The sequence below is a fragment of the Campylobacter sp. CH186 genome (assembly GCF_004378925.1).
In the GTDB taxonomy this organism is placed as follows: domain Bacteria; phylum Campylobacterota; class Campylobacteria; order Campylobacterales; family Campylobacteraceae; genus Campylobacter_D; species Campylobacter_D jejuni.
This window is the reverse complement of record NZ_RYYB01000001.1, coordinates 494,368-521,189: the sequence shown is the minus strand read 5'-3', so window position 1 is coordinate 521,189 and position 26,822 is coordinate 494,368. Positions and strand designations below refer to the sequence as shown.

Sequence of the window (26,822 nt, the reverse complement as noted above, 5' to 3'; positions counted from 1 at the left end):
TTTTGCTTATTTTAAGAATATTTATATATAATTTTAACTTATTTTTGCGCTCATAGCTCAGCTGGATAGAGCATTTGATTGCGGTTCAAAAGGCCAGAGGTTCGAATCCTCTTGAGCGCACCATATTATTTATCTTCTTTAATTTTTCTTTTAGCTAATCCCATATGCTCATAAGCATCAATTTCTTTTTTGTAAGATCCAGAAATTTTCTTAAGTTCTTTATTTAAGTAACTTACTGTTTGTGCACTTGCATTAATATTTGCAGCCAAAGCAGAAACAAATTCTAGTTTCTTTTTTGTTGGTTCATCTAATTCTTTAGAAGTTTTTGAACCAAGTTTATGTGTCTGCACATAAAGTTTGGCAAGTTCTTTTAATTCAATATCCGTTAGCTTAACATCGGAAGCAGCAATTATCATTTTATCTAAGTCTGTATCAAATTTTTTAGTCTTTTCAGCTACATGCTGCTTTTGGCTAGTTTTTTGCTTTTTAATTGTTTTTTTGCCATCACTTGTAATAAGATAAGCAATCATGCCTAAAAACAATAAAAGCGCTAAAGCAGCACAAAAAATAACCAAAAAAATATGGCTCATTTACAGTTTGCCTACAAAATTTCGCTTCCTTCTTGCAAAAAGAGCTAAAACCACCATCAATGCAAATCCCCAATAAACATAATTAGGAATTTGAGCCGCTTCGCCTGCAGCGTAAGAATGAAGTCCTGTTAAAAAGTAATTTACTCCAAAATAAGTCATAATAATAACCCAATAAGCAAACATACTCCATAAAGCAAACACAAATTGATTACAATATTTTGGAATCATTCTAAGATGCAAAATTGCTGCATAAACCAAAATGCTAACTAAAGCCCAAGTTTCCTTAGAATCCCAACTCCAATATCTCCCCCAACTTTCATTTGCCCAAATTGCACCTAAAAAATTTCCTACAGTAAGCAAACAAAGTCCAAAAATCATTGCCATTTCATTAATTCTTGTAGCCTCTGTAATATTTCTCAAAATATTAAGATTATATTTTCCATCTTTCTTAAGAAAACACATTAAGAACAGTGTAAAGATACCAAGTAAGGCACAAAGTCCTAAAAATCCATAACTAGCAGTAATAACAGATACATGAATACTAAGCCAATAAGAATTGAGCACAGGAACAAGATTTGTAATTTGCGGATTCATTTCGCTTAAATGTGCAACCATTAATACAACACCGGATAAAATAGAAGTTAATGACAAGGCTATAGGACTTTTTCTAGAGAAAAATATACCCGACAAAGACAATGCCCAAGCTATATACACCATGCTTTCATAGCCATTACTCCATGGAGCATGACCTGATAAATAAGCACGAAGTCCAAGACCTACTGTATGAATTACAAAAGCTAAAACATTTAAAACATATACCACTTTAAATATAAAAGAGATTTTTAAATTCGGTACGACCATTTTAGAAAAAACAAGAATCAAAAGTAAAAAACCCGCAATTAAATATACAGGAGCGAGTTTAACGAAAATTTCAGCCTTATTAGAAAAAATTTCCATTTCAACCTTGGTTTTACTAGGCATGACTTTATATCCTATTTTTTCTTGATATTCTTTGATAAATTTCAAGCCTTCATCAGCTCTAGTCCAATTACCATCTTTAAAAGCATTTTCCACAGCACTAAAATAATTCTGTATTAAAGCCAAAACAATATGCCCTTCATCCCCCTTAAGAGTAGTTACAGCAGAAAAAGGTGCAAGCCAAACATTATTTGGATTATTTTGAACAGGAATAAATTTAAATAATTCACCACTAAAAACTAAATTTACAACATTAGCTCTTTCATCTAGTTTTATAATTTCCTTATCAAAAACTCCTCTTGCATTTGGGTTTTTACGATTTGCATTTTCAACATATTTTTGAAGTTTATATCGGTTATTCTCATCAAAGAAATCTTTATAAGAAATATATTTAGTGCTAGGAATTTCTAAAATATTTGCAATAGCATCACGAACTGCTTGATTTTGTGGCATTAAAATAAAAGGTTCCATTTGCCATTTATCTACATCAACGAGCATGGAAAGCATAACAGCGTTAGAATTTTGACCCTTATAGCTATCACTTTGATGAATTTTTTCTAAAATTTCTCTTGATAGCGTATCAAAAGGCACCATTCTTCCATCTGCTGATTTTTGAACTATTAAAGTAGCAAGAGCTTTAGCATGATTAGTATTTACCACAGGTAAGGTCGAATTTAAATCTTGAGCAAAAGTCTTTTCAGAACCAAAAGATAGCAATAAAATAAAAATAATCACACTTGCATGTTTTAAAGTGTCTTTATTAATTAATCTTGCCAAAGTTCTAAATCTAGAATGTGGATTTAAAAAATTCATAAACATTCCAAGACAAAGCAAAAAATAACCTATATAAGTTGGTATTTTACCTGGATCTTTATTTACAGATAAAACAGTCCCTTTTTCATCTTGATCATAAGAACTTTGATAAAATCTATAGCCATCATAATCTAAAACATTATTCATAAAAATTCTATAATCAAAATTTTCATTATTATTTTTTACGGTAATTTCACTTGCATAAGAAGCTGGAGACATAGAACCTGGATAACGATCTAATACAAAATCTCTCAAATAAATATCAAAAGGCAATTGTTCATAAGAAAGTGCCCAAGAAATAAAGAATTTTTGACCTGCAAGTTCTATCATAATAGGTTTATTATATTCAAAAATATAAAATTCTTTACTTTCATTTTTATAGCTTAATTCTAATTTTAAAGCATTAGAGCCAGTTAATTCTAAGTTTTTATTCTCATTACTTAAAGCAAAATCTTTAAAATGCAATAATAAAGAATTTTTCCAATTTTGAGGCTCGCCAAAAGTAGAAATCAACATAGTTCTACCCACTTCCAACCAAGCAGATTTAAACCATAACCAAAAACTTTCATCTTGAGGTCTATTAGAACCTTCTAAAGCTTCTTGTGCGTGTAAAGAAGCAGCTTTAACTACAAAACTAATATCTTTAATTTCATAAAGCCTTCTTTCCTTAGCATTTGCCTTTTCTCCAATTTTAAGGTCTAAATTTTGTCCATCTAGCATACTTAGAAAATGTAAGTTTTCACTTGAACTTAAAGTTAAATTTTCATCAATTTTTACAAAAGGTGCTTTAACATTATCATTCATAAAAGCAAAATTAACCCCTTCTATATTCTTAACTTCACCTTTTTCAAATTTAACATCAACACCTTGAGATCCTTTTTGAGAAAGCATCAAAACCAATAAAGGATCAGAATTATTATTTTCTTTATAAGTATAATGAGCATTTAAGATTAAATCTTTATATTTTAATACAGCTTGATCATCACCTAAATTAAGTTTTAGTTTAAAAGAATTAGCAAAAGGCAAATTTCCTATATAACGATCATTAACCGCACTATAGCGTTCTCCATCTTTTATAGCAGAAATGCGCAAAGAAGTCTTAGAACTTTCTATAAGTGAATTTTGAGTATGCTCTCTAATAGGTAAAATACCTTCAAAACCAGCATATCTTGTCATTGCAGAACCCACTAAAATAAATAAAAAAGAAATATGAAAAATCATTAAAGGCAATTTTTTAAGCCCAAACATTTTATAACGAAACATCCCGCATAGTAAATTAATACCAAGTAAAAGTTGTATATATTCAAACCAAAAAGTATCATAAACCATTGCCCAAGCCGTAGGAGTTCCATAAGCACTTTCAATAAAAGTTGCCAAAGCACAAAAAAGCGCAAAAAGCAAAAACAATACAACCGAAACTCTTAAATCCCCTATGCTTTTTATTATATTTTTCATTCTTTTTCCTTTAAATTTTAAAGCCCTAAATATTTCTTTCTAATCTCATCATCACCTATTAAATTTTTAGCCTCGTTTTCCATTACAATGCGACCATTTTCCAAAACATAAGCATAATCACTTATTTTTAATGCAGAATAAGCATTTTGCTCTACCAAAAGAATAGTTATACCCTCTTCTTTTAAACGCACAATAATATCAAAAACTTCACCCACAATCTTTGGAGCAAGTCCCAAAGAAGGCTCATCCAACATCAAAAGTTTTGGTTCGCTCATTAAAGCCCTTGAAATCGCAAGCATTTGCGCTTCCCCTCCACTCAATGTTCCAGCTAAAGCATGCTTTTTACTTGCAAGTCTTGGAAAGAGTTTATACATTTGCTCTCTTAAATGCTCATAATTTTCAGCATTATTAAAAGCACCTATTTTTAAATTTTCCTCTACGCTTAAATTAATAAAAACACGCCTTCCTTCAGGAACTAAAGCTATACCTTTTTGAACTAAAGTATGAGTTAAATGCCTTTTAGTATCATAACCTAAGAAATTAACCCCACCAGTTCTTTTAACTGAGTTTAAAAGCGCATTTAAAGTTGAAGTTTTACCTGCTCCATTTGAACCTATAAGAGAAACAATATGGCCTGTTTCCACTTTAAAATCAATCCCTTTAACAGCTTCAATTAATCCATAATAAACATGCAAATCTTTAACTATTAGCATCAAAATCCCCTAAATACGCAGCAATTACTTCTTTATGATTTACAGCATCGCAAAGTTTACCTTCAAAAATTGTTTTTCCATAATCAAGTACCAATACGCGATCGCACAATTTATTTACAAATTTCATATCATGCTCTATAAGCAAAACGCTAATTTTATAATCTTTTCGTAATTTAAAAATGAGCTCAGCAAGTTCATCGCTCTCAGAGCTATTCATCCCAGCGGCTGGCTCATCAAGCAATAATAATCTTGGCTGAGTAGCCATTGCTCTTGCAATCTCAACTTTTCTTTGTTGTCCATAACTTAAGCTAGTAGCCTTTTCATTGGCAAATTCTGCAATACCAAGTTCTTCTAATATTGCATAAGCCTTCTCTTTAAATACTTGTTCTATTTTTCCAAAACGCCCTAAATGCAAAAAGGCTTCAAAAATATTATATTTCATTTGTTTATTAAAACCAATAAGAACATTTTCAAGCACATTCATGCTTGAAAAAAGCCTAATATTTTGAAATGTTCTAGCTATTCCTAAATGCACAATCTTATGAGGTTTTAAGTGGTCAATTCTTTCTCCTAGAAATTCAACCGAACCTGAACTAGGTTTATAGTTACCTGTTATAATATTAAAAAGAGTTGTTTTGCCAGCCCCATTAGGTCCAATTAAAGCAAAAATTTCACCCTCATTGATTTTAAAAGAAGTTTCATTAATAGCCTTAACACTACCAAAACTTTTTGAAATTTGTTTTAATTCCAAAATCATTTTTCACTCCTTTTAAAACGCTTTTTAATCCCTCTAATCACATCACTCAACTCATAATAACCCATTATGCCTTTTCTTGCAAAAAGCATTACTAAAATCAGAACAATAGAAAAAACAACCATTCTAAGCCCTGGCGTTGATTGGATATCAAGATTTAAAGAATCTATTTTTATATTTAACTCATCTAAAAATCTAAGCCACTCACTTCCACCAATAACTAATATCGCACCTATAATAGCACCTGTAGTAGAACCAAGTCCGCCTAAAACAATAATAATCAAAAGCTGAAAAGTAAGTAAAAAATCAAATTGAGTTGGAGATACGGTAGTCAACAGACAAGCCAAAAGTCCCCCACCTACACCTTCTAAAAATGCTGAAGTGCTAAAAGCTAAAGTTTTTATCCAAAAAGTATTTATTCCCATAGCACTTGCAGCATCTTCATCATCTCTTATAGCCTTCATTGCACGACCATATTTAGAATAAACTATATTTAAAATTAAAATAACCGCTACAATAGCAATACCACCTGTCCAATAAATCGTGGAAAATTGTGGAATATCTACCAGTCCTCTTGAGCCATTAGTAATAGAAGGAAAATTAATAGCAGCTATTTTAATAATTATTCCAAAGCCTAAAGTTACAATAGCCAAATAATCCCCTCTCACGCGAAATACAGCAAAAGCCAAAATCAGGGCAAGTAAAGATGAACAAATTCCAGCTACAATTAAAGCTAGAATAAAGGAATTTGAATGGATGGCTAAAATAAAAGAACTAGGACCATCTAAAAAAAACTGATCATTTTTCGCATCAGCACTCAAAAGAACTAAAGCAGCCGCATAAGCTCCAATCGCAACAAATCCATTGGGTTCTAGTGAAAATTGTCCAGTTACACCATTAATAAGGTTGTAACTCACAGCCAAAATAATAAAAATAGCAATTTGATTAACAATGTTTAATCCATAGTCCCCAAAAATATAAGGAGAAATGAAAATAAAAATAATTGAAGCAATTAAAAAGATTAAATGTGAAACCTTAATTTTAACCATCATTAAAACCTACTCTTTTCAAAATTTATACCTAAAATTCCCGTAGGCCTAAATAACAATATAAACACCAAAAAAATAAAAGCAAATGCATCTTTAAAGCCTGATAAATCTGGAAAAAAAGCCACAACAACAACTTCAGTAAATCCTATAATAAGTCCACCCAAAACTGCACCTACTACAGAACCTATACCCCCTAAAACTGCAGCAGCAAAAGCTTTTAAACCTATTAAAGTTCCCATAGTAGGTTCAACAGAGTAATAATTTGCAGCCCAAAAAACACCCCCAACTGCTGCCAAAGCTGAACCTAGGGCAAAAACTATAGCAATAATACGATTTGCATCTATACCCATTAAATTTACTGTTTGTATATCAAATGCCAAAGCACGAATAGCTATACCATATTTACTTTTATACAAAATCCATAACACTGCTATTAAAATAACAAATGTAAGAGCAGGAACCATTAAAGAACCATAAGTTGTTATCACTCCACCAAAATTAACACTTTCCTCAAAATAACTTGGCGGTGTAAAAGTTCTAGGTGTTGAAGTAAAAAGCATATTAAAAAGATTTTGCAAGAAAAAACTAATACCAATTGCTGTAATCAACAATGAAATTCTAGGAGCCTGTCTTAAAGGTTTATAGGCGATTCTATCTGTAGCTATTCCAACACAGGCAGCAAAAATCATTGCCAAAGATAAAGCTCCTAGAAAAGGAACATTTAGATTAGTCATGCAAAAAAGAGCTGCATAAGCACCAACCATCATAATATCGCCGTGAGCAAAATTAATAAGTCTTAACACGCCATAAACCATAGTATAGCCAACAGCAATAAGGGCATACATACTGCCCAAACTAAGTCCATTAACAAGTTGTTGTAAAAATAAAGTAGAATCCATAATCTTTCTATTTTTCCTTTAAGGATTGATAATATCTTTATAATTTTGCTTTTGATTTTTAATTTCTTTAACCACTACAGAACGAGTTGCATTTCCTGTTTGATCAATACTGATAACACCAGAAACACCTTGATAATTTTTAGTTTGGTGAATTTTTTCATTGACACACTTACTAGTAAGATTTTCAACGCAAGCATTCATAGCATTTAGCATTACAAAATACGCATCAGCACCCATAGCTGAAAAATTTGGAACTTCTTTTGTTCCTTTAGCTTTTTCATAAACACTGATAAATTCTTTGCTTAATTTTGTAGTTGGATTATTAGCATCAAAACTATCTGTGAAAATATAACCCTCGCTTGCATCTCCAGCTAAACTAATAAAAGTTTGATCAGCAACTCCATCTGCAGAACCCATAGGAATATTTAAACCTGCGAGTTTTGATTGTCTTGCAAACAAAGAAGCTTCACTATAATAAAGCGGTAAAAAAATAAATTCTGGATTTAAACTTTTAACTTGAGCTACAATAGCTCTAAAATCTTTATCACCTGAATTAACTCTTAAAATTCTAAGAATTTGACCGCCATTAGACTTGTACTGTTTTTCAAAAGCTTTTGCTAAACCTAAGGAATAGTCAGTGCTTTGATCTACTACAATAACAGCACTTTTGTAATTAAGTTTTGAAAAAACATATTTTGCTAAAGATGAACCTTGAAAACTGTCCATAAAACATACTCGAGAAGAATATATTTTTTTATCAAGCAATCTATCACCAGTTGCAGCAGGAGCGATCAATGGAATTTTATTATCTTCTGCTACGCGCATAACTTGCAATGTATTAGCAGTAACCATTTCCCCTATAAGACCTATAACTTTATCTTGAGAAATTAAACGATTTGCTCCACTCGAAGATTCTAATTTATCACCTTTAGTATCAATAATAGCAAGAGAAACCTTATCTCCATTACTTAAAGTTGATTGCATTGAATTTGCAAGTTTAATCCCTTCTAGTGCACTTTGTCCATATGCTGCAGTAGCTCCGCTAAGTGGTAAAACAACTCCTATTTTGACTTCCGCAGCGCTTAAACTTAAACTTAGAATACTTGCTAAAATTAAACTTTTTTTCATTCTCTACCTTTATTTTAGTAATTATGGATTTATAATTGTTTTATAATTTTGTTTTTGATTTTGAATTTCTTTAATCACAACAGAACGAATAGCATTACCGCTTTCATCTATGCTAATCACACCACCAACAGCTTGAAAATCTTTAGTTTGATGAATTTTGCTATTAATACATTCACTGCTAAGATTGTCAACGCAAGCATTCATAGCATTCAACATTACAAAATACGCATCAGCACCCATAGCCGAAAATGCTGGAAGTTCTTTTGTTCCTTTAACTTTCTCATAAGCTGCAACAAAATCTTTTCCTAATTGTGTAGATGGATTGTTATAATCAAAACTATCAGTGAAAATTACTCCATTAACAGCACTTCCGCCAAGATCTATAAAAGTTTGATTATTAACACCATCTCCTGCTGCTAAAAGTTTATCAAAACCAATTTGTCTTGCTTGTCTCGCAATTAAAGCAGCTTCAGGATGATAAATAGGCATATAAACAAAATCAGGATTTAAACTCTTAAGTTGAGAAACCACAGCTCTAAAATCTTTATCTCCTGAATTAATAACAAGTTTTTTTATAATTTTCCCACCATTATTCTTAAAAGAATTTTCAAAAGCTCTTGCCAAACCTAAAGAATAAACATTGCTTTGATCTATGATGATAACAGCATTTTTAAGCCCTAAATCCTTAGATACATAAGTAGCAAATTTATCTCCTTGAAAACTGTCTTTAAAACAAACTCTACTTGCATATTTCTTTTTATCTAGCAATTTATCTCCAGATGCCACTGGAGCTATTAGAGGAATTTTTTTCTCTTCTGCTATAGAAATAGCTTGAATGGTATTTGGAGTTGTAGCTTCACCAATAATCCCAAGGACTTTATCTGTTGCTATTAAACGATTAACTCCGTTTGAAGTTTCAAGTTTATCTCCTTTTGTATCTATTGTGATAAGTTTAATAACATCTCCATTTGAAAGTTTTGGTTGTAGCTTATTGGCCAGTTCAATTCCGTTAAAAACATCTTGCCCATAAGCTGCCACAGTTCCAGTTAAAGGTAAAACTACCCCTATATTAATATCCTTAGCATATAGGCAATTTACCATAGTTAAAACACTTAAAGTTAAAGTTAGTTTTTTCATAGCATTCCTTTTAATTATAGTTTTTACATTTTATTTTAGAAATATATTATGTTTTGTTTTTTGCGCAGGTTCTTCTTCAAGAAGGTCTTTTGCTTGCAAATCAAGCGCAAAATTTCCACCTTTAATATAAGCAATAATATTATCTATATCCTCGTGGCTTAAATTTCTAGCATAAAAAGCCATTTGAGAAGCTGTTGTAGAACTGCTACTATCAAGAGTATAACCTATCAAAGCTCCTTTAATATCCTCAGGAGACATATCTTTTAAAATTCTAGATCCTATAACACTCTTTTCAGCATTATCTCCATGGCAAGTATTGCATTTATTTTGAAAATACAAAGCCTTCGCTTTTTCCATATCATATTGCTTATTTGCATCAAAGGTATAAGTAAAAAATGATTTCAAGTTAATACCAAAAAGCGCAACAACAAATATTGAACTAATAAACAACCATCGTATAATCATGATTTTCCTTATTTTATTGTAATTTCCGTTTGTGTTTTATTTTGATATCTATGTGTTTTTTTGTTGTATTTTTTTTCTTTTTTAATATCATAGCGATAACGAACAGTCCCTGAAACTTCTATATCTTTAAAGACTTCATCTAACGGAGCTGCAAAAACAAAATGATTTAAAATCATACCAATTAAAAATATTTTTTTCATTTTTATTCTTTAAACACAAAAAACGATTATATCAAAAAAAGATAATCCTTGTTAATGACCACCTTTATGTAAAAAATAAAGTCCTACACAAAGAGCTAAAATCGATCCAGCAAGAAAAGCCATATCCACAGGAGTAGCAAATTTCATCTGTAAAACCCTTTGAAAGAAATTTACCACTAAGACCATAATGATAACTTTTGCAAGCTTGTCTTTTAATTGATCTAAGCTATGCACCTCTAAAACCTTGCTTTGTTTTGTTTGTTTAAATTCTTCTATTTCACTGATAAAAAGCTCATAAACTCCAAAAGAAAAAATAAACAAAACTAAAGCCATAAGATAAAGATCAACAGCTCCTATAATCAAAGCCACCACATCCTCATGCAAATCCACATTAGAACCTGCATCAAAAAAATAATTATAAGTATAAAATATAACTTTTAAAACATCATAACTTGCTATAAAAAACAAGACAAAAGCACCCACTAAACCAAAAATTACGGGTAAAATTGTAACAATACGACTTCTAACAAGTAAAGATTCAAATATTTTCTCTAACATTTTTTTCCTTATTTATTTTTTAATTCTAGCCATTTTTGCGCAATACGCACAGCATTTGTTGCAGCACCTACACGAATTTGATCTGCCACACACCAAAGATGGAGTATTTTTTTATCATACACATCAGCACGAATTCTTCCTACATAAGTTTCATTAGTATCGCTAGTCATTAAAGGCATAGGGTATTTTTTATTTTTAGGATCATCTATGACAACAACACTTGGTGCTTTTTCTAAAATTTCTTTAGCTTTTTTTACATCTATTTCTTTTTCAAAATGCATAGTAATGGCTTCGCTATGACTTCTTAAAACAGGCACTCTTACACAAGTTGCTGAAACTTCTAAATTTTTATGTAAAATTTTTTGAGTTTCATTGACCATTTTAAGTTCTTCTTTAGTGTAATCATTATCCATAAAAACATCAATTTGTGGAATAAGATTAAGTGCTAAAGTATAAGGAAAAGTTTGAGGTTCAAATTCATCAAGTTTGAAAGCAAAAAAACTTTGCATGGCTTCAACCAATTCTTGCATTCCTTCTTTTCCTGCTCCACTTGCAGCCTGATAGGTACTTACATCAACACGCTTTAAATTAAATGCATCATTTAAAGGTTTTAAAACTTGTACCATTTGTATAGTAGAACAATTTGGATTAGCAATAATCCCTGTTTTTTTCCAATCTTTAATATCCTCAGGATTGCATTCAGGAACCACCAAAGGAACATCTTTTTCCATTCTAAAATGACTTGTATTATCAATAACAACAGCACCCGATTCTACTGCAAATTTAGCATATTTTTCACTCACACTTCCACCTGCGCTAAAAAAAGCAATATCAATAGGATTTTCTTTAAATACATTTTCAGTAAGTTCTTTGACTTTATAAGTTTTGCCTTTAAATTCTACTTCACTACCTACACTTTTTGCACTTGCTAAAGGTAAAATACTTTCCACTGGAAAATCAAGTTCATCTAAAACATTTAAAAGCTCTTCCCCAACCGCACCAGTAGCACCCACAATGGCTATTTTTTGTTTTTTTGACATTACCTATCCTTTATTTGATATTTTTTAATTTTTTCATTTAAAATTTTTATATCCATACCTAAAATTTGAGAAGCTTGATCCTTGTCATAATCTACACTTAAAAGAACTTCACAAATCAATTCTTTCTCTAAATTCTTTACATCTTTTTTTATACTTCTAGCTTCTAAGAACAAATCTTCACTTGAAATTTCATCATTTTCACTTAAAATACAAGCTCTTTGTACAACGGATATTAATTCTCTAATATTACCAGGAAAATCATATTCAAGTAAAGCATTTTTAGCTTCTTGGCTGAGCTGTTTTTCCTTAAAATCATATTCTTTACAAGTATCTTCTAAAACCTTTTGAGCTATACCTAAAATTTCTTCTTTGCGCTCTCTTAAAGGCGGGATATTAATAGGAACAGTGTTTAAACGATAATATAAATCTGAACGAAATTCGCCATTTTTTATTTTTTCATCTAAATTTGCATTAGTTGCACTGATAATTCTTACATCTATTTTGATGCTTTTCGTACTTCCAAGTCGCGTAATTTCTTTTTCTTGCAAAGCTCTTAAAAGTTTGGCTTGAATTTCATAAGGCATTTCGCCAATTTCATCTAAAAACAAAGTACCCTCATTAGCCATTTCAAAAAGCCCTATTTTAGTTGCATTGGCATCAGTAAAAGCACCTTTTTCAAAACCAAAAAGCTCACTTTCAATCAAATTTGCAGGAATGGCTGCCATATTAATAGCAACAAAAGGCTTATTAGAGCGTTTAGAATGAGTGTGAATATAACGAGAAAATACCTCTTTTCCTACTCCACTCTCTCCAAAAAACATTACAGAGGCATCAGTTTTAGCCGCTTTTTGACTTAAATTTAATGTTTTTTCTAAATTAGGAGAAGTTGAAAAAAAATCTTTATTTTCTTCTTTTTTTTCATTTTTTTTGCTTTTTTTATCGGCTGTTTTTTCTCTTATGATTTTAGCACGCTTAATAGCCTCGACTAAAGTATCAACATCAAAAGGCTTGGTTAAAAAATCTTTTACTCCCAAACGAACCGCTTCTATAGCACGACTTAAAGTAGCATTTCCCGTCATAATAATAAAATCATATTTATTTTCACAGGCTTTAACAAATTCTATGCCATCAATTCCTGGCATATTAATATCTGTAATAATCAAATCTGTATTCTCATCTATTTTTTTTAAAGCTTCAGTAGCAGATTTATAAGATTTAATATTAAATTCTTCATACTCTGCTAATGCAATTTCTAAGGATTTGCGCATATTAATATCATCTTCTACTATGACTAAATTCATCCTAAGCCTTTTAAAAAATTTCTGCTATAGTATCCAATTTGCGCTTAATTTTGAATTTACTTTTTTTTAAGATAATAAATTATCGCATTTTGTTCGCCAAATTCCACGGTAAAACGCAAGGGTAAAATTTTAATATAAGTTTCACTTTGAGCACGTAATAAATCGGTATTAACAATATCCTTAACACTGATTTTAGCTCCTATAAAGCAATCACTTAACTCATCTTTATGAGAATTTAAAAAATTAAATTTAATTGTTTTTGGCATATTATCATCAATTAATCCTAAAGAAGTTCGAGGTAAAACTTTTAAATCTTGATCACTATAAGAAATTTCACATACCCATTGTTCTTCAACATTTTCACTTTGCGTCATTGCTAAGGATAAATTTTGATTTTGATGAAAGAGAATGAAATTTTTACTAGAAAGCTCTGCCCAAAAAATAAATTCATCTTGGGCAAAAAGCTTAAAGCTAAGAAAAATTAATAAGCAAACAATTCTTTCCACTTGTCTGCATCGATTTTAAGTTCTAAGTTTACTCTATAAAGTCCTTGATTAAAATTCTCATCAATAATACTTGCATTTTTTATCAAACCATTTACTTGCGCAGTAATAGTTGAACTTCTAAGCATTGCATCTTTTACAGTGTCTTTACCATTCACTTTCACACCATAAAGCTTACTTGCAAGCTGTCTGTAAGCATCTGTAATCGCTGCTCTTTTTGCTAAAGCTAGGGCTTGAGCAGCAGAAACTGTATTCATCGGAGCAATCCCTTCACCAACTGCTGTAAAACTAAGTTCCGTTTCGCTAGCATCTGGAGCCAACATTTTTTCTTCTCTGATAATATCACGCACATCATCTTTATCGACTTTTTGCACGATAACATCTTGAGATGGAGCAGTGCTATTTGCACTTGAATTTTTAGTTGCACTGTTTGCACTTGGTACACAACCAGCGAAAATTCCTGCTATTGCTAGCATAAAATAAATTTTTTTCATTTTTACACCTTCAAAATATTGTAATTAGTAAAATAAAAAGCAATAAGCGTTCCAACTTTAAGCTTATTACAAATCTAAACCAAAGTTTTCATCGCTTAACTCATCCTCATCATTTTCCTCTTTAGGACACTTAGCGATGCTAACCACCTCGTCATTTTCCACATTAACTACAATGACACCACTTGTATTACGCCCTGCCTTTCTAATGCTTTGCATATCAACACGTATCATCTTGCCTGAACTTGTAAGAGCCATCAAATCCATAGTTTCATCTACTATAACTACGCTAATAAGATCTTTGGTTTTTTCTGTAAGTTTCATACAAATTACACCCTTACCACCTCTGCTTTGCAATCTATATTCTCCAGCATTGGTGCGTTTTCCTATACCTTTTGCACTTATGCTTAAAATTTCTTGCTCATCATTTTCTATAACAACTGCACCTACTAATTCGTCATTTTTCTCTTTAAACTTAATAGCCGTCACCCCACGACTTACACGACCGATTTCACGTACTTTAGCAAGTGGGAATTTGATACACATACCTTTTTTGGTTACTGCAAAGAGCATTTTACCTTGTGTGCTTACACTCTCTTCATTTTCAAGATTTTCATCATCTAAATTTTCAATTTCTTGATTTTCTAAATTTTCTTCACCACCACTGACAAAAATTTCATCTTCATCTCTTTGAACAATAATAGCAGTTACCAACTCATCATTTTCATCCAAGTTGATCGCTCTAACTCCTACACTTCTGATATTTTGATATTCACTCAAATTTGTACGCTTTACAATACCATTTTTAGTAAAGAAACATAAAGATTTACTCTCATCAAAATCCGTAGTTGGAATAATAGCCATGATTTTTTCTTCAGCTTGTAAATTAATAAGATTTACCACTGCTTTTCCTTTAGCCGTTCTTGAGCCTTCAGGAATTTTATAAACTTTAAGCCAATAAAGTTGTCCACGATCTGTTACAAACATAAGCGTATCATGTGTATTTGCCGTAAAGAAACTTTCTATAAAATCATCATCATAAGTCGTAACGGCTAATTTTCCTTTTCCGCCTCGTTTTTGCTTTTCATATTGTTTACTAGGCACACGCTTAATATAACCACGATGGGTAATAGTTACAACCATATTTTCATTAGGAATCAAATCTTCAATATCAATATCATCATAATCATCTTCAATTTGAGTAATACGTGGCACATCAAATTTACTTCTAATTTCTTTTAATTCATCGCGAATTAAATTTTCAAGCAAGGTTTCACTTTTTAAAATTTCTTCAAGTCTTGCAATTTCTTTCATTAATTCTGCAAGTTCATTTTCGATTTTTTCTCTTTCAAGTCCTGTTAAACGACCTAGTTTCATATCTAAAATAGCATTCGCTTGAAGCTCGCTAAGACCAAATTTAGCTACCAAAGAATCTCTTGCGGTATTATTATCAGAACTGTTTTTAATTAAAGCAATCACTTCATCTATATTATCAAGTGCAATTTTAAGACCTTCTAAAATATGAGCTCTTGCTCTTGCCTTTTGAAGTTCAAAAATCGTTCTTCTAATAATAACTGTTTTTCTATGGGTTAAGAAAAGATTTAAAAGTTCTAACAAAGAGAAAATTTTAGGTTCTTTATTGTGAATTGCCAACATAATCACACCAAAAGTACTTTCCATAGTGGTAGATTTAAATAGATTATTTAAAACAATTTCACTCATAGCCTCACGTTTAAGCTCTATAACAACGCGGATTCCTTCTTTATTGCTCTCATCTCTTACTTCAGATATTCCTTCAATTTGCTTTTCTTTAACAAGCTCTGCAATCTGCTCTATAAGCCTAGCTTTATTGGTTTGATAAGGAAGCTCATCTATAACAATAACATCTTTATTTGTCTTTTTTTCAATATGAGTTTTAGCTCGCACTTTCACGCGACCACGCCCTGTGCGATAAGCTTCTATAATACCTTTTTTACCATAAATTATTCCACCTGTTGGAAAATCTGGACCTTTAATAAACTGCATAATCTCTTCTAAGCTTGCATCTTTATTATCAAGCAAATATAAAAGTCCATCTATCAACTCATTTAAACTGTGAGGCGGGATGTTTGTCGCCATACCTACAGCTATACCACTTGAACCATTTAATAATAAATTTGGAACCCTAGAAGGTAAAACATCAGGTTCACTTTCTGAACCATCATAATTTGGAACAAAATCGACCGTATCTTTATCTATATCTTTTAAAAGCTCATGAGAAAGTTTACTCATTTTTGCTTCAGTATAACGCATCGCAGCGGCGCTATCACCATCTATAGATCCAAAGTTGCCTTGTCCTGTAATACTTGGATATCTCATAGAAAAATCTTGAGCCATTCTAACCAAAGCATCATAAACTGCTGTATCTCCATGTGGGTGATAACGACCTATAACAGCACCCACTATACGGGCTGATTTGACAAAATCTGTTCTACTTTTTGCCTCATCATTTTGCATAGCATATAAAATTCTTCTATGAACAGGCTTTAAACCATCTCTTGCGTCAGGCAAAGCACGACCTATAATAACACTCATAGAATAGTCTAAATAACTACTTTTTATAGAATTTTCTATATCTACAAGTTCAATATCAGAATCTTTGCTAAAAATATTCTCCATAAAAATCCTTCTATTAGTTCAAAGTTTTGATTATAGCATATTAAACTTTTGCATCAGCTAAAACAAGAGCAAAAAGTACAGAAATTTTATTTTCTTCTAAAACTTTTTTAGCTTCCAAAAGGCTAGAACCAGTCGTTACAATATCATCTACCAAAATTACAGGTTCTTGAATGGTTTTTAAGAGTTTATAATTTCTTTTATGTTTTTGACGAAATTCTAAACTTTTTCCAGAATATTTAATATGATTTTGTGCTTTTAAAACATTAAAAACAGGTTTTACAAATTTTGTTTTAAGATATCTAGCTAAAATAGCAGAATGTGAATAAAGCATATCTTCAACCTTATCATCTAAGGCTATAACATTGATTATCATTCTAGGATCAAAAAAATCTTTAAATTTTGCAAAACTTAATTTAGCAAGCATTTTATAAACAAAATAACCATAAAAATAATGTTTAGAGTGAAGCAAGTGTTGTATTTCATGGTATTTATAAAAAGAATAGACTTTGAAATTATTATCAAGCTTTCTTACATTTAAGGAAAATTCAGAAAGCTCTAGCTCACATAAATCACAAAAGCAGAGCAGAGCAAAAGCTCCGCAATTTATACACCTCAAAGTTCAGAGATTAAACTAGCTGCTTTATTTGCCATTTGTTTTATTAACAAATGAGTATAAAAAGTTGTTTCTTTTAGATCATCGAAACCTTGTACGTCTTGCTTGGTGCGGATTGTAAATTTCTTATTTTTGTTTATATCGCTAACTTGTAAAACTCCTACTAGTTTTGAATGTAATCCTGTAGTATCTTGAGTTGCTCCATAAGATATAAATTCTAAATCAATCTTACTCACATAAGGTGAATTTTGATCGTTATTGTCAAGCACAACTATTCCTCTAGCTTCAAGTTCTTGTTTTAAATAAGTATAAAATACCGCATTAAAATTCACATCAACAAATAACTTTTTCCCTTTAGCATTTAAAACTTTTTGCCCTTCTTTTAAATCATAAAATCTATGCAAATAAACCTTTTTTAAAGCAATACCAGTGTCTAAAGTGCGTTTATTGGCACAACATTGAATTCCAACATCGCTAATGTATAAAAGCCCTTTAATCTTTGCTTCAAAGCCATCAGGACTTTCACAAGAACTGCATTGAGAATTTTTAGAAATTTGATTAACTTGAGTAAAAGTATCTTGTTTAGTTGCACAAGCACTCAAAAATAAAATAGGCACTATAAAAATCAAAAATTTTTTAAACATTTTTTCTCCTTAGAAAATTATTTTAAAATTGTATTAAAAATACAAGCAAATTTCAAGCCAAGTTTTAAATTTATCATCAATCTATCTTTAAAACACTCAAAAAAGCCTCTTGAGGTAAATTTACCTTACCTATAGCTTTCATTCTTTTTTTACCTTCTTTTTGCTTTTCTAAAAGCTTTCTTTTTCTAGTAATATCCCCACCATAACATTTTGCTGTCACATTTTTACCCATAGATTTAACAGTTTCCCTTGCGATGATTTTATTTCCAATACTTGCTTGAATAGCCACTTCAAAAAGCTGCCTAGGAACTATTTCTTTCATAGCACTAACAAGCTCTCTTCCTTTGCTTAATGCTTTTTCATTGGGCACGATAATGCTTAAGGCATCAACATTTTCACCTGCTACCTTAATATCAAGTTTTACCAAATCTCCTACTCTAAATTCTATAGGTTCATAATCAAAACTCGCATAGCCTTTTGTTAAGGACTTTAATTTATCATAAAAATCCATCACAATCTCATTTAAAGGCACATCATATTCTAGCAAAACACGCTCAGGTGTAATATAGTCCATTTTAACCTGCACTCCTCTTTTGCGATTTAAAAGAGTGATTAAATTCCCTAAAAATTCACTTGGAGTAATGATAGTGGCTTTAACATAAGGCTCTTTTATATGATCGATTTTATTAACAGGAGGAAGTTCGCTAGGATTTTGAATTTTAACAAGCTCTCCATCGGTTTGACAAATTTCATAAGTTACAGTTGGAGCTGTAGCAATCAAATCAAGATTAAATTCTCTCTCAAGCCTTTCTTTGATCACTTCCATATGTAAAAGTCCTAAAAACCCTACCCTAAAACCAAAGCCTAAAGCCAAAGAAGTTTCAGGCTCATAAGTAATAGAACTATCGTTAAGCTTTAGCTTATCCAAAGCATCTCTTAAATCTTCAAATTTATCCGTTTCTATAGGATAAAGTCCTGCGAACACAAAAGCTTTAGCCTTTTCAAAACCCCCTATAGCTTCTTTAGCTTTATTTTTTACTAAAGTAATAGTATCGCCTACTTGTACATCACCTACGGTTTTAAGCCCTAAAACCACCACGCCTACTTCACCCGATTGTAAAGATTGAGTTTTAATTGGACTTAAAGGGTGGGGATAAAAAAGATCTTGAACTATATGTTTTTTATCTGTACTCATGACTAAAACTTCATCGTTTTTAGCTATCCTTCCTTCATAAATCCTAACCAAAGCCAACGCACCCAAATAATTATCAAACCAAGAATCATAAATTAAAGCCTTAGTAGGAGCTTCATCATCTGTTTTTGGTGCAGGGATTTTAGTGATAATTGTTTCTATAAGCTCTTTTATACCCACTCCTGTTTTTGCACTCACGCAAATGGCATCTTTGCAATCTATACCTATAATATGCTCGATTTCATGCTTGACTTTTTCAACATCAGCATTAGGTAAATCGATTTTATTAATCACGGGAATGATTTCAAGATTATTTTCAAGCGCTATATAAACATTAGCTATAGTCTGTGCTTCAACACCTTGAGAAGCATCTACTACAAGCAAAGCCCCTTCACAACTTGCCAAAGAACGACTCACTTCATAAGAAAAATCCACATGGCCAGGAGTATCAATAAGATTTAAAACAAAATTTTCATTATTAAATTTATAATTTAAACGCACTGATTGTGCTTTTATGGTGATACCACGCTCTTTTTCTATATCCATAGTATCCATAACTTGCGAACTCATCTGCCTATCGCTAATAGCACCACACTCGCTAATAATCCTATCTGCAAGAGTAGATTTTCCATGATCTATATGAGCTATAATAGAAAAATTTCTAATATTTTTTACCGACAAAATTTCATCCTAAATATAAAATTTTAAAGCTAAGATTTTAACAAAATTTATGTTTAAAACAAATAAATTTTATTTTATATAAAAAACTTCAATTGAAATTTATATAAAGCATATTAAAATATCAAATGTTTGAAAAATATTTAAAATCAGCTATGTTTTTAGCTCTTTATCCCTTAGCAATGTTAGCTTCTAATTTGCACGAATTTATAGCACTAAGTCAAAATAACGAATCCTATCTTATTAAGCAAATGCAAAGCGAACAAGCAAATTTGGACAAAGAACAAGCTTTTAGAAATTACCTACCCTCTCTTAGTCTAAACTCAGCTTATGTAGCCAATAACAAAGATCGCTTCATTATCGATCCACAAGAAAGTTTATTTACTAAAGTTTCTCTTAATTTTTTGCTTTTTGATGGGGGTGCTAGAGAGGCCAATTTAAGAGCTTTAGAAAGCAGAGAAAAATTAAGCCTTTTAGACAAAGAACAAAATAAAAATTACCTTGCCCTAAATGCAATCACACTTTATTTTAATACCTTAAGTCTTGAAAAAATTTTACTAGCCAATCAACAAAAAATAGCTTTTTTAAAATCAACTTTTGAAAGATTGCAAAAATTTTACGATGCAGGACTTAGCCCTAAAGATGAACTTGAAAGTATTGAAGCTAAATACCATTTAAGCTTATTAGAGCTCAGTCAAAATGAATTGAAACTTGCCAATATACAAAAAGAGATTAAAATTTTAAGCGATACAGATTTTAAAGTGCAAGGGAATGCTTTTTTAGAAAATCCACAACAAGAAAAAAGTCAAAACTATGAAGTAATGATAGCTAAAGAGCAAATCAATCTTGCTAAAGAAAGTGTAAATTTAGCAAAAGCTGAATATTTTCCAAAATTTTATATTCAAGATAATTTTAACTTTTATAAAAACAATTATAATCCAAAAGTTCCAGCTCCTTTTGCAAATTTAGCGGATCAATTCTTAGAAAAATATTCTCAAGGTAATCAGTTTATTTTAGGTATGGAATGGAAAATTTTTGATTTCAATGCAAGGGCTAAAGAAGTTGAAAAAGAGCGTTTAAATGTTCAAATAGCCAATGCAAATGCAAGATTTAGTGAGAGAAAAAATAAAGAAGAATTAAATTATTTAGACAAAAGTTTAAAAGTTTTACAAAAACAAATTTTAGCTCTTAATCTTAGCTTAAATGCTGCAAATTTGGCTTTTGAAAGCGTAGATAAAAAATACCAAGCAGGACTTGTTTCTTATGTGGAATATCTTCAAGCTTTAGAGGCTAAATTTAAAGCACAAAGCGATTTAGAGCTTGCTAAAAATGAATTTGAAATTACTAAAGCAAATTATTATTTTAATGCGGGTATAGATCTTAATTCAAAGGTTAAAGAATGAAAAAAATTCTATTTTTACTTCTTGCTTTTAATTACACCTTTGGCGAAGAAATTTACGCAAGTTTCAATGTAGAAGCATCAAAACAAAGCAAACTTGCCCTTGAAAGCATAGGTTTAGTTCAAAAAATTCCTGTAGAAATTGGACAAAAAGTCAGCAAAGGAGAACTTTTACTTGCTCTTGATCAAGAAAGTGAAAAAATAGCTCTTCAAAATGCTCAAAATTCTTATCAACTTGCCCTTGTAGAATACGAAAATACCAAAAGCAGAATGCAAAAAATCAAAGCTGTAGAAAATGTTATAGACAAACAAAGCTATGAAGATATGGAAGCTAAATTTGATGCAGCTAATTTAAATTTAATCAAAGCAAAAATCAATATAGCTTATTATAAAAATATCATGGCAAAAAAAGAATTGCGTGCACCTTATGATGCTATTATCGCAAACAAATTTATACAAGTGGGCGAAGGAGTAGGAGGAGTAGCTCAACCTTTAATAGAAATTTTTTCCTATCCGCAAAGCAAACTGATTTTAAGTTTTGATGAAAAATACAAAGATAAGGTTAAATTAGGCGATGATTTCTTTTATAAAATCGATCAAAATGGTACAGAATTTAAAGGAAAAATCAGCCTTATCTATCCAAGTATAGAAGTAAAAACAAGAAAAATTTATGCTGAAGTGCAAACTACAAATTTAACACCAGGGCTTTTTGGCGAAGGTAGAATCATCACTAAAGATTAAAAATGTTTAAACTAGCTATAAACCGACCAATTACTGTGCTAATGTTTTTCTTAGCTCTTATGATTTTTGGGCTAATCTCTGCTTTTAGCATGAGTGTAAATTTATTTCCTAATGTTTCCATACCTCTTATAAAGATTACAAGCAAGGTTAATGGGGACTTAAATTTCGTAGAATCAAAAGTCACCAAAGAGATAGAAAATGCTTTAAGTGAAATTGATGGAGTAAAAACCATAACCTCAGCTGCGTATGATAATTTTAGTGTGAGTGTAGCGGAGTTTAAACTGGGTAAAAATCTTGAAGTAGCTGCTAATGATGTGCGTGATAAAATAGGAACTTTAAGCCTACCTTCTAAGCCTGAAATTGAAAAAATCAGTTCAGATTCTGGTTCTGCTATTTCACTTTTTTTATATTCTAAAGATAAATTACAACTCATGCGTGAAATCAATGATAAAATAAAACCTTTTTTGCAAAGAGTTGAAGGAGTAGGTAAAATCGAAGCCAAGGGGTTTTTAGAACCCCAAATTCGCATAGAATTAAAACCAAACGAACTTAGAAAATACAATCTTAACGCCCTTGATGTAGCAAATATCATCAAAAGTCAAAATTTTAAACAAGCCCTAGGCGAACTTAATAACAATCAAGATAACTATATCATCAAAGGCTATTTTGAAGCCACAAATTTAGAAGAACTTAGCAATCTTCGCATAAAAACAGGAGTATTTTTAAGCGATATTGCTAATATTTCAAGCCTTTATGAAGATGAAAAACAAAGTGCTTTATACGAAGGTAAAGAAGGGGTGCTTTTAGAACTCGGAAAAATCACAAATTATAATACCCTTGAAATGATTAAAAATGTCAAAAATGCCTTGCCTATTTTAGAAAAACAAATTCCAAAAGATATAAGTATCAATGTGCTTTATGATAAAAGCTTAAATATCCAAAAGCACCTTTCTCAAGTGATTTTTGATATGGTTTTGGGGATTTTTCTAACCCTTGTTATCGTGTTTTTATTTTTAAGAAATTTAAGTGCAACTCTCATTGCTTGCATAGCTATACCTACTTCTATCATTTCAACTTTTTTTATTATCGATCTTTTAGGTTATGATTTAAACCGCTTAACTTTCATAGCTTTAACCTTAAGCATAGGAATTTTTATCGATGATGCTATAGTAGTGATTGAAAATATTGCTAAAAAACTAAAAACTTATCCGCCTTTACAAGCTGCTTTTTTAGGTATCAATGAAATAGGTTTTAGCGTTTTAAGCATCAGTATAGTTTTACTTTGTGTTTTTATCCCTATTTCTTATATGAACTCTATACCAGGGCTTTTTTTTAATGCCTTAGGCATAAGCGTTGCAAGTGGGATAGTGATAAGCTTTTTGGTTTCTGTATTTTTAATACCTAGTATTGGAGCAAGATTTTTAAATCCAAAAGAAAGCAAGTTTTATGAAAAAACAGAAGCTTTTTTTGAAAAAATAGAGCAAAAGTATGAAAATTTACTCTATAAAATTTTACAAAATAAAGCAAAATTTATCCTAACCACTCTTGTTTTTGTAGGGCTTTCTTTTGCTTTAGCTACTCGCATAGGGCTTGATTTTTTACCTATGGAAGATGATAGCGAAATTCAAGTTTTACTTGAAAGTAAAAAAGATTTAAGTTTAGAAGCCATGAAAGAAAAAAGTTTAAATTTGCTTGAAAAAATCAAAAATGATAGCAATGTCAAATACGCTTTTTTACTTGTAGGCTATGATGATGCCAAAGATGCTACAAAGGCTAAAATTTATGTTAAACTTAAAAATTTAGACGAAAGAAATTTAAGACAAAGCACTATAGTAAGTTTATATCGTCAAAAATTTCAAGATGAAAGTTTAAAAATCAAAATTTTAGAACTTCCAAAGATAGAGGGTGCAGGCATTGATGATCCCGTGCAGTTTTTAATCTTAGGAGATGATTTAAACACTCTAAAAGAAGCAGCTTCTCGAGCAAAAGAAATTTTAGGCACTAATGCACGCATTATAGATATAAGCGATAATGCCAATGCTACAAAAGATGAAGTAGCCTTACACATCAACAAAGAAAAAGCTAAACTTTTAGATGTCAATCCTGAATATATCGCTGGGGTTTTAGGGTATTCTTTCTCACAACTTAGCGTAGGAAGTATGGATAGAGGCAATTCAAAAGATGATATTATCCTAAGTTTTGCTCCAGAATTTAAAAAAGACATAGAAGCTTTAAAACGCATTAGTATTAAAAACAACCAAGGTGTAAATTTAGAACTTTCAAGCGTGGTGGATTTTATATACAGCAAAGATTTAAAAACTATCAATCGTTACAATAAAAACCGCTCTGTGAAAATCACAGCTGGAGTAAATGATCTTTCCTTAGGAGCGGTGCAAAAACTTTTACTAGATAATATGGATAAAATTTTAAATAACAATGCAAATCTTAGCTATGCTTTTTCAGGCTTTATCAATCTTTTAGGTGAAACCGTGCAAGGTTTTGCTATGGCAGTAGCACTTGCTTTTGTTTTAATTTATCTTGTTTTAGCCGCACTTTATGAAAGTTTTATTCTGCCTTTAATCATCATGATAACCATGCCTTTAGCCTTTGGCGGAGCTTGTATAGGGCTTTTTATCACAGGGCATAATTTTTCGCTTTTTGTACTTATTGCCATCATCTTACTTTTTGGCATGGTGGGGAAAAATGCTATTTTACTTGTGGATGTGACCAATAAAAAATGCCATGAAGGTTTAGATCCCGATAAAGCTCTTTTAATCGCTGGAAAATCACGCTTAAGGGCTATATTGATGACAACTTTTGCTATGATTTTTGCCATGCTCCCACTCGCTCTTTCAAGGGGTGCGGGCTATGAAGCCAATTCTCCTATGGCAATAGCCATTATCTTTGGGCTTATAAGTTCGACTTTGCTTACCTTGCTCGTAGTACCTGCACTTTTTAAATTTTGTTTTAAACTAGATAGTAAATTAAGAAAAATTTATGAGAGAGAAAAATTAAATTAACCAAAATGATTAATTTAATTTTTTTAAGTATTATTCTTATAAAGTGCTTTTAAGTTATCATAGGCGATTTGTATTTTTTCAAACTGTTCTCTTGCGTAAGCTTTTTCTATTGCACTTTTTCCTTGATGAAAATCAGGATGATAAAGTTTTACCAAAATCAAATATTTTTGTCTGATTTCACTAAGATCATTTTGCGGAGTGCATTCTAAAGTATTAAAATAATTACTAAAAAGCTTAGCTAAAGCATTAAATTTCCATTTCATATTTTCTTTATTGTGAATATTTTGGCGAAATTTTTTATACTCTTCGCGGTCAACTTCAAAATTCACGCAATATTTTAAATGCTCGCTCTCATCTGCAAAAGCTTCAAAAAGTTCAAGGGTATTCTCGTTTTTATATTCTAAAATTAGAATATTTGTCATTTCATTGTATTCTATATTATGATCTTGAAAATAATTTCTTATATAAGTAACGAATAATTTTTCATTAGAACTTAACTTCATCAAAATTCTACCCGCAGCAAAATCAATCTTGATAAACAACATAGGCTTAAGCATATTATTTTGCTCAAAATTTAATCTAAAAGTTTTAAAATGAGCATCTTGTAAATTCTCTATACCTTCGTTTGTACTTTTGCGATATTTTTGATCTAAAACTTTTAAGAAATAACGACGCTGTGGAATTTCATTTTCTTCAAAAAAAGAAAAAATTTTATTTTTTCGTCCTATGACCTTTGTGAAATTTTTGGTAATCAAGTCTTTAAAATACTGAAATACGCTAATATCATCTGTATTAACATTGATAGTTTCTAAAGTTTGCACGATTTGCATCTATTTCTCCCATAAAACCTCATTTTCAAAAAGCTCTTTAGTGCCTTTTAAAATTTCATTGGGTGTATAATCGGCTTTATAAGATAAAGATTGACACTTTTTTACAAAATACCCGAGATAAATATAATCTAAGTTCATTTTTTTAGCTATTTGTATTTCATTGAGCAAAGAAAATTTACCCAAAGAAAAATACGAAAAATCAGGATCATAAAAACAATAAATGCTTGAAATTCCATCCTCTAAAATATCAATCAAATCAACACAAACGAGCTTATCTTCTATATAAAATGCAAGCTCATATCCAAAATTCATAAAACCATCGACATAAAGATTATAATACTGTTTAAAGCTTAAATCATAACGCTTCCAGTTCTTTTTTTCTTCCATAAAACGATGGTATTTATCATATAAAAACAAATGTTCATTGCTTAAATTGGGTGTTCTAAGTATAACTTTGGTGTTAATATTTTTATTTATAACCCTTCTTTCACTTCTTGAAAAATTATATTCATTAACTAAAATTCTAAGACTTAAACATTCATCACAATCTTTACAAATAGGGCGTGAAAAATACCTACCAAAACGACGCCAACCTCGTTTTATTAGCTCATTATTGATTTCTTTAGGGCAATTTTCAATGTATTTATACTCTATTCTTGAGCGTTTATCTTTTAAGTAAGGACACTGATCTTCAAGAGTACAAAAACCAATCTCAAGCATTAAATTTTCTTAATATCTGCATTTTTGATAAATTCGGAAAATTCATCCTGTAGTTTTTCTTGCTTTAAGAAAATTTCTTGCATTTCCTTATCTATGTTTGTTTCTTGATTTTTTTCGCGAATATCTTTAGCTAGTTTTTCTAAATTTTTTACACTTGCACCACTCTTGCTTGATTTCTTTGCTAATTTTTGAGTATTGGTGTTAGCTTGCATTTCTTTTTTAATACTTTTAAGACTGTCTAAAAAATCCATCT

Annotated in this window: 25 protein-coding genes and 1 tRNA gene; 4 read left to right on the top strand and 22 right to left on the bottom strand. The window is 30.8% G+C overall.

The features are described from left to right. Window positions 1-46: 46 nt before the first annotated feature. Window positions 47-123 (top strand) — tRNA-Arg (locus ELQ09_RS02590). Window positions 124-125: 2 nt separating this feature from the next. Here ELQ09_RS02590 and ELQ09_RS02585 read toward each other — a convergent pair. From ELQ09_RS02585 to lepA, 19 genes are all read right to left on the bottom strand, one after another. Continuing rightward, a complete protein-coding gene (locus tag ELQ09_RS02585; RefSeq protein WP_088303580.1) occupies window positions 126-575 on the bottom strand; it encodes a hypothetical protein in 450 nt (149 codons plus the stop codon). Between the two features lie 15 nt (window positions 576-590). Continuing rightward, the gene (gene ccsA / locus ELQ09_RS02580) at window positions 591-3,836 is read right to left on the bottom strand and encodes a cytochrome c biogenesis protein CcsA (RefSeq protein WP_088303530.1); all 3,246 of its coding nucleotides are present in this window, start codon (window positions 3,834-3,836) and stop codon (window positions 591-593) included. Window positions 3,837-3,853: 17 nt separating this feature from the next. Then, window positions 3,854-4,549, bottom strand: a complete 696-nt coding sequence (locus ELQ09_RS02575; RefSeq protein ID WP_002881782.1) for an ABC transporter ATP-binding protein — start codon at window positions 4,547-4,549, stop codon at window positions 3,854-3,856. Then, window positions 4,536-5,306, bottom strand: coding sequence for an ABC transporter ATP-binding protein (locus ELQ09_RS02570; RefSeq protein ID WP_002893211.1), 771 nt, complete (start codon window positions 5,304-5,306; stop codon window positions 4,536-4,538). Before ELQ09_RS02570 ends, ELQ09_RS02575 begins: the two co-directional genes overlap by 14 nt. After that, window positions 5,303-6,355, bottom strand: a complete 1,053-nt coding sequence (locus ELQ09_RS02565; protein WP_002893210.1) for a branched-chain amino acid ABC transporter permease — start codon at window positions 6,353-6,355, stop codon at window positions 5,303-5,305. Before ELQ09_RS02565 ends, ELQ09_RS02570 begins: the two co-directional genes overlap by 4 nt. Next, window positions 6,355-7,251: a branched-chain amino acid ABC transporter permease gene (locus tag ELQ09_RS02560; protein ID WP_002852952.1), complete on the bottom strand. Its 897-nt coding sequence runs from the start codon at window positions 7,249-7,251 to the stop codon at window positions 6,355-6,357. The genes ELQ09_RS02565 and ELQ09_RS02560 overlap by 1 nt, the downstream gene beginning before the upstream one ends. Before the next feature lie 18 nt (window positions 7,252-7,269). Then, window positions 7,270-8,379: an ABC transporter substrate-binding protein gene (locus ELQ09_RS02555; protein ID WP_070317113.1), complete on the bottom strand. Its 1,110-nt coding sequence runs from the start codon at window positions 8,377-8,379 to the stop codon at window positions 7,270-7,272. 21 nt (window positions 8,380-8,400) lie between these two features. After that, window positions 8,401-9,516 carry an ABC transporter substrate-binding protein gene (locus ELQ09_RS02550; RefSeq protein WP_002867160.1) on the bottom strand — a complete coding sequence of 372 codons (1,116 nt, stop codon included), beginning with the start codon at window positions 9,514-9,516 and terminating at the stop codon, window positions 8,401-8,403. 30 nt (window positions 9,517-9,546) lie between these two features. Next, window positions 9,547-9,981, bottom strand: a complete 435-nt coding sequence (locus tag ELQ09_RS02545) for a c-type cytochrome (protein ID WP_070317112.1) — start codon at window positions 9,979-9,981, stop codon at window positions 9,547-9,549. An 8-nt stretch (window positions 9,982-9,989) separates the two neighbouring features. Then, a complete protein-coding gene (locus tag ELQ09_RS02540) occupies window positions 9,990-10,181 on the bottom strand; it encodes a mini-MOMP protein (protein ID WP_002853004.1) in 192 nt (63 codons plus the stop codon). A 51-nt stretch (window positions 10,182-10,232) separates the two neighbouring features. After that, window positions 10,233-10,739, bottom strand: coding sequence for a YqhA family protein (locus tag ELQ09_RS02535; protein WP_070317111.1), 507 nt, complete (start codon window positions 10,737-10,739; stop codon window positions 10,233-10,235). An 8-nt stretch (window positions 10,740-10,747) separates the two neighbouring features. Then, window positions 10,748-11,779 carry an aspartate-semialdehyde dehydrogenase gene (locus ELQ09_RS02530; RefSeq protein WP_002870587.1) on the bottom strand — a complete coding sequence of 344 codons (1,032 nt, stop codon included), beginning with the start codon at window positions 11,777-11,779 and terminating at the stop codon, window positions 10,748-10,750. Continuing rightward, entirely contained in the window at window positions 11,779-13,080 is a 1,302-nt protein-coding gene (flgR, locus tag ELQ09_RS02525; RefSeq protein WP_002892246.1) for a fla regulon two-component system response regulator, read from the bottom strand. Before flgR ends, ELQ09_RS02530 begins: the two co-directional genes overlap by 1 nt. 56 nt (window positions 13,081-13,136) lie before the next feature. Beyond that, window positions 13,137-13,586 carry a flagellar assembly protein FlgQ gene (gene flgQ, locus ELQ09_RS02520; protein WP_002853668.1) on the bottom strand — a complete coding sequence of 150 codons (450 nt, stop codon included), beginning with the start codon at window positions 13,584-13,586 and terminating at the stop codon, window positions 13,137-13,139. Beyond that, window positions 13,562-14,077 carry a flagellar assembly lipoprotein FlgP gene (flgP, locus tag ELQ09_RS02515; protein ID WP_070317110.1) on the bottom strand — a complete coding sequence of 172 codons (516 nt, stop codon included), beginning with the start codon at window positions 14,075-14,077 and terminating at the stop codon, window positions 13,562-13,564. The genes flgQ and flgP overlap by 25 nt, the downstream gene beginning before the upstream one ends. 66 nt (window positions 14,078-14,143) lie before the next feature. Then, window positions 14,144-16,732, bottom strand: a complete 2,589-nt coding sequence (gyrA, locus tag ELQ09_RS02510; RefSeq protein ID WP_002870584.1) for a DNA topoisomerase (ATP-hydrolyzing) subunit A — start codon at window positions 16,730-16,732, stop codon at window positions 14,144-14,146. A 40-nt stretch (window positions 16,733-16,772) separates the two neighbouring features. Next, on the bottom strand, window positions 16,773-17,348 hold the full coding sequence (locus ELQ09_RS02505; protein ID WP_070317109.1) for a ComF family protein: 576 nt from the start codon (window positions 17,346-17,348) through the stop codon (window positions 16,773-16,775). Next, window positions 17,345-17,989 (bottom strand): outer membrane lipoprotein MapA, encoded by a 645-nt coding sequence (gene mapA / locus ELQ09_RS02500; protein WP_088303533.1) that lies wholly within the window; start codon window positions 17,987-17,989, stop codon window positions 17,345-17,347. Before mapA ends, ELQ09_RS02505 begins: the two co-directional genes overlap by 4 nt. 76 nt (window positions 17,990-18,065) lie before the next feature. Continuing rightward, a complete protein-coding gene (gene lepA / locus ELQ09_RS02495; protein WP_070317107.1) occupies window positions 18,066-19,862 on the bottom strand; it encodes a translation elongation factor 4 in 1,797 nt (598 codons plus the stop codon). Between the two features lie 125 nt (window positions 19,863-19,987). Between lepA and cmeD the strand changes: the two genes are divergently transcribed. From cmeD to cmeF, 3 genes are read left to right on the top strand one after another with little or no spacing between them, the layout of a single operon-like run. After that, on the top strand, window positions 19,988-21,262 hold the full coding sequence (gene cmeD, locus ELQ09_RS02490; RefSeq protein WP_070317106.1) for a multidrug efflux RND transporter outer membrane subunit CmeD: 1,275 nt from the start codon (window positions 19,988-19,990) through the stop codon (window positions 21,260-21,262). Further along, a complete protein-coding gene (gene cmeE, locus ELQ09_RS02485) occupies window positions 21,259-21,999 on the top strand; it encodes a multidrug efflux RND transporter periplasmic adaptor subunit CmeE (protein WP_134263748.1) in 741 nt (246 codons plus the stop codon). The genes cmeD and cmeE overlap by 4 nt, the downstream gene beginning before the upstream one ends. Before the next feature lie 2 nt (window positions 22,000-22,001). Continuing rightward, window positions 22,002-25,019 (top strand): multidrug efflux RND transporter permease subunit CmeF, encoded by a 3,018-nt coding sequence (cmeF, locus tag ELQ09_RS02480; RefSeq protein WP_134263747.1) that lies wholly within the window; start codon window positions 22,002-22,004, stop codon window positions 25,017-25,019. 23 nt (window positions 25,020-25,042) lie between these two features. On the opposite strand, the gene ELQ09_RS02475 is transcribed toward cmeF, so the two are convergent. Genes ELQ09_RS02475 through ELQ09_RS02465 form a run of 3 tightly spaced genes read right to left on the bottom strand, consistent with a single transcriptional unit; the run spans window position 25,043 to window position 26,820 of the window. Further along, entirely contained in the window at window positions 25,043-25,849 is an 807-nt protein-coding gene (locus tag ELQ09_RS02475; RefSeq protein ID WP_002861764.1) for an adenylosuccinate lyase, read from the bottom strand. Further along, window positions 25,850-26,569, bottom strand: coding sequence for an arginyltransferase (locus tag ELQ09_RS02470; RefSeq protein WP_002880745.1), 720 nt, complete (start codon window positions 26,567-26,569; stop codon window positions 25,850-25,852). Continuing rightward, window positions 26,569-26,820 (bottom strand): hypothetical protein, encoded by a 252-nt coding sequence (locus tag ELQ09_RS02465; RefSeq protein WP_038816117.1) that lies wholly within the window; start codon window positions 26,818-26,820, stop codon window positions 26,569-26,571. Before ELQ09_RS02465 ends, ELQ09_RS02470 begins: the two co-directional genes overlap by 1 nt. Window positions 26,821-26,822 lie beyond the last annotated feature (2 nt).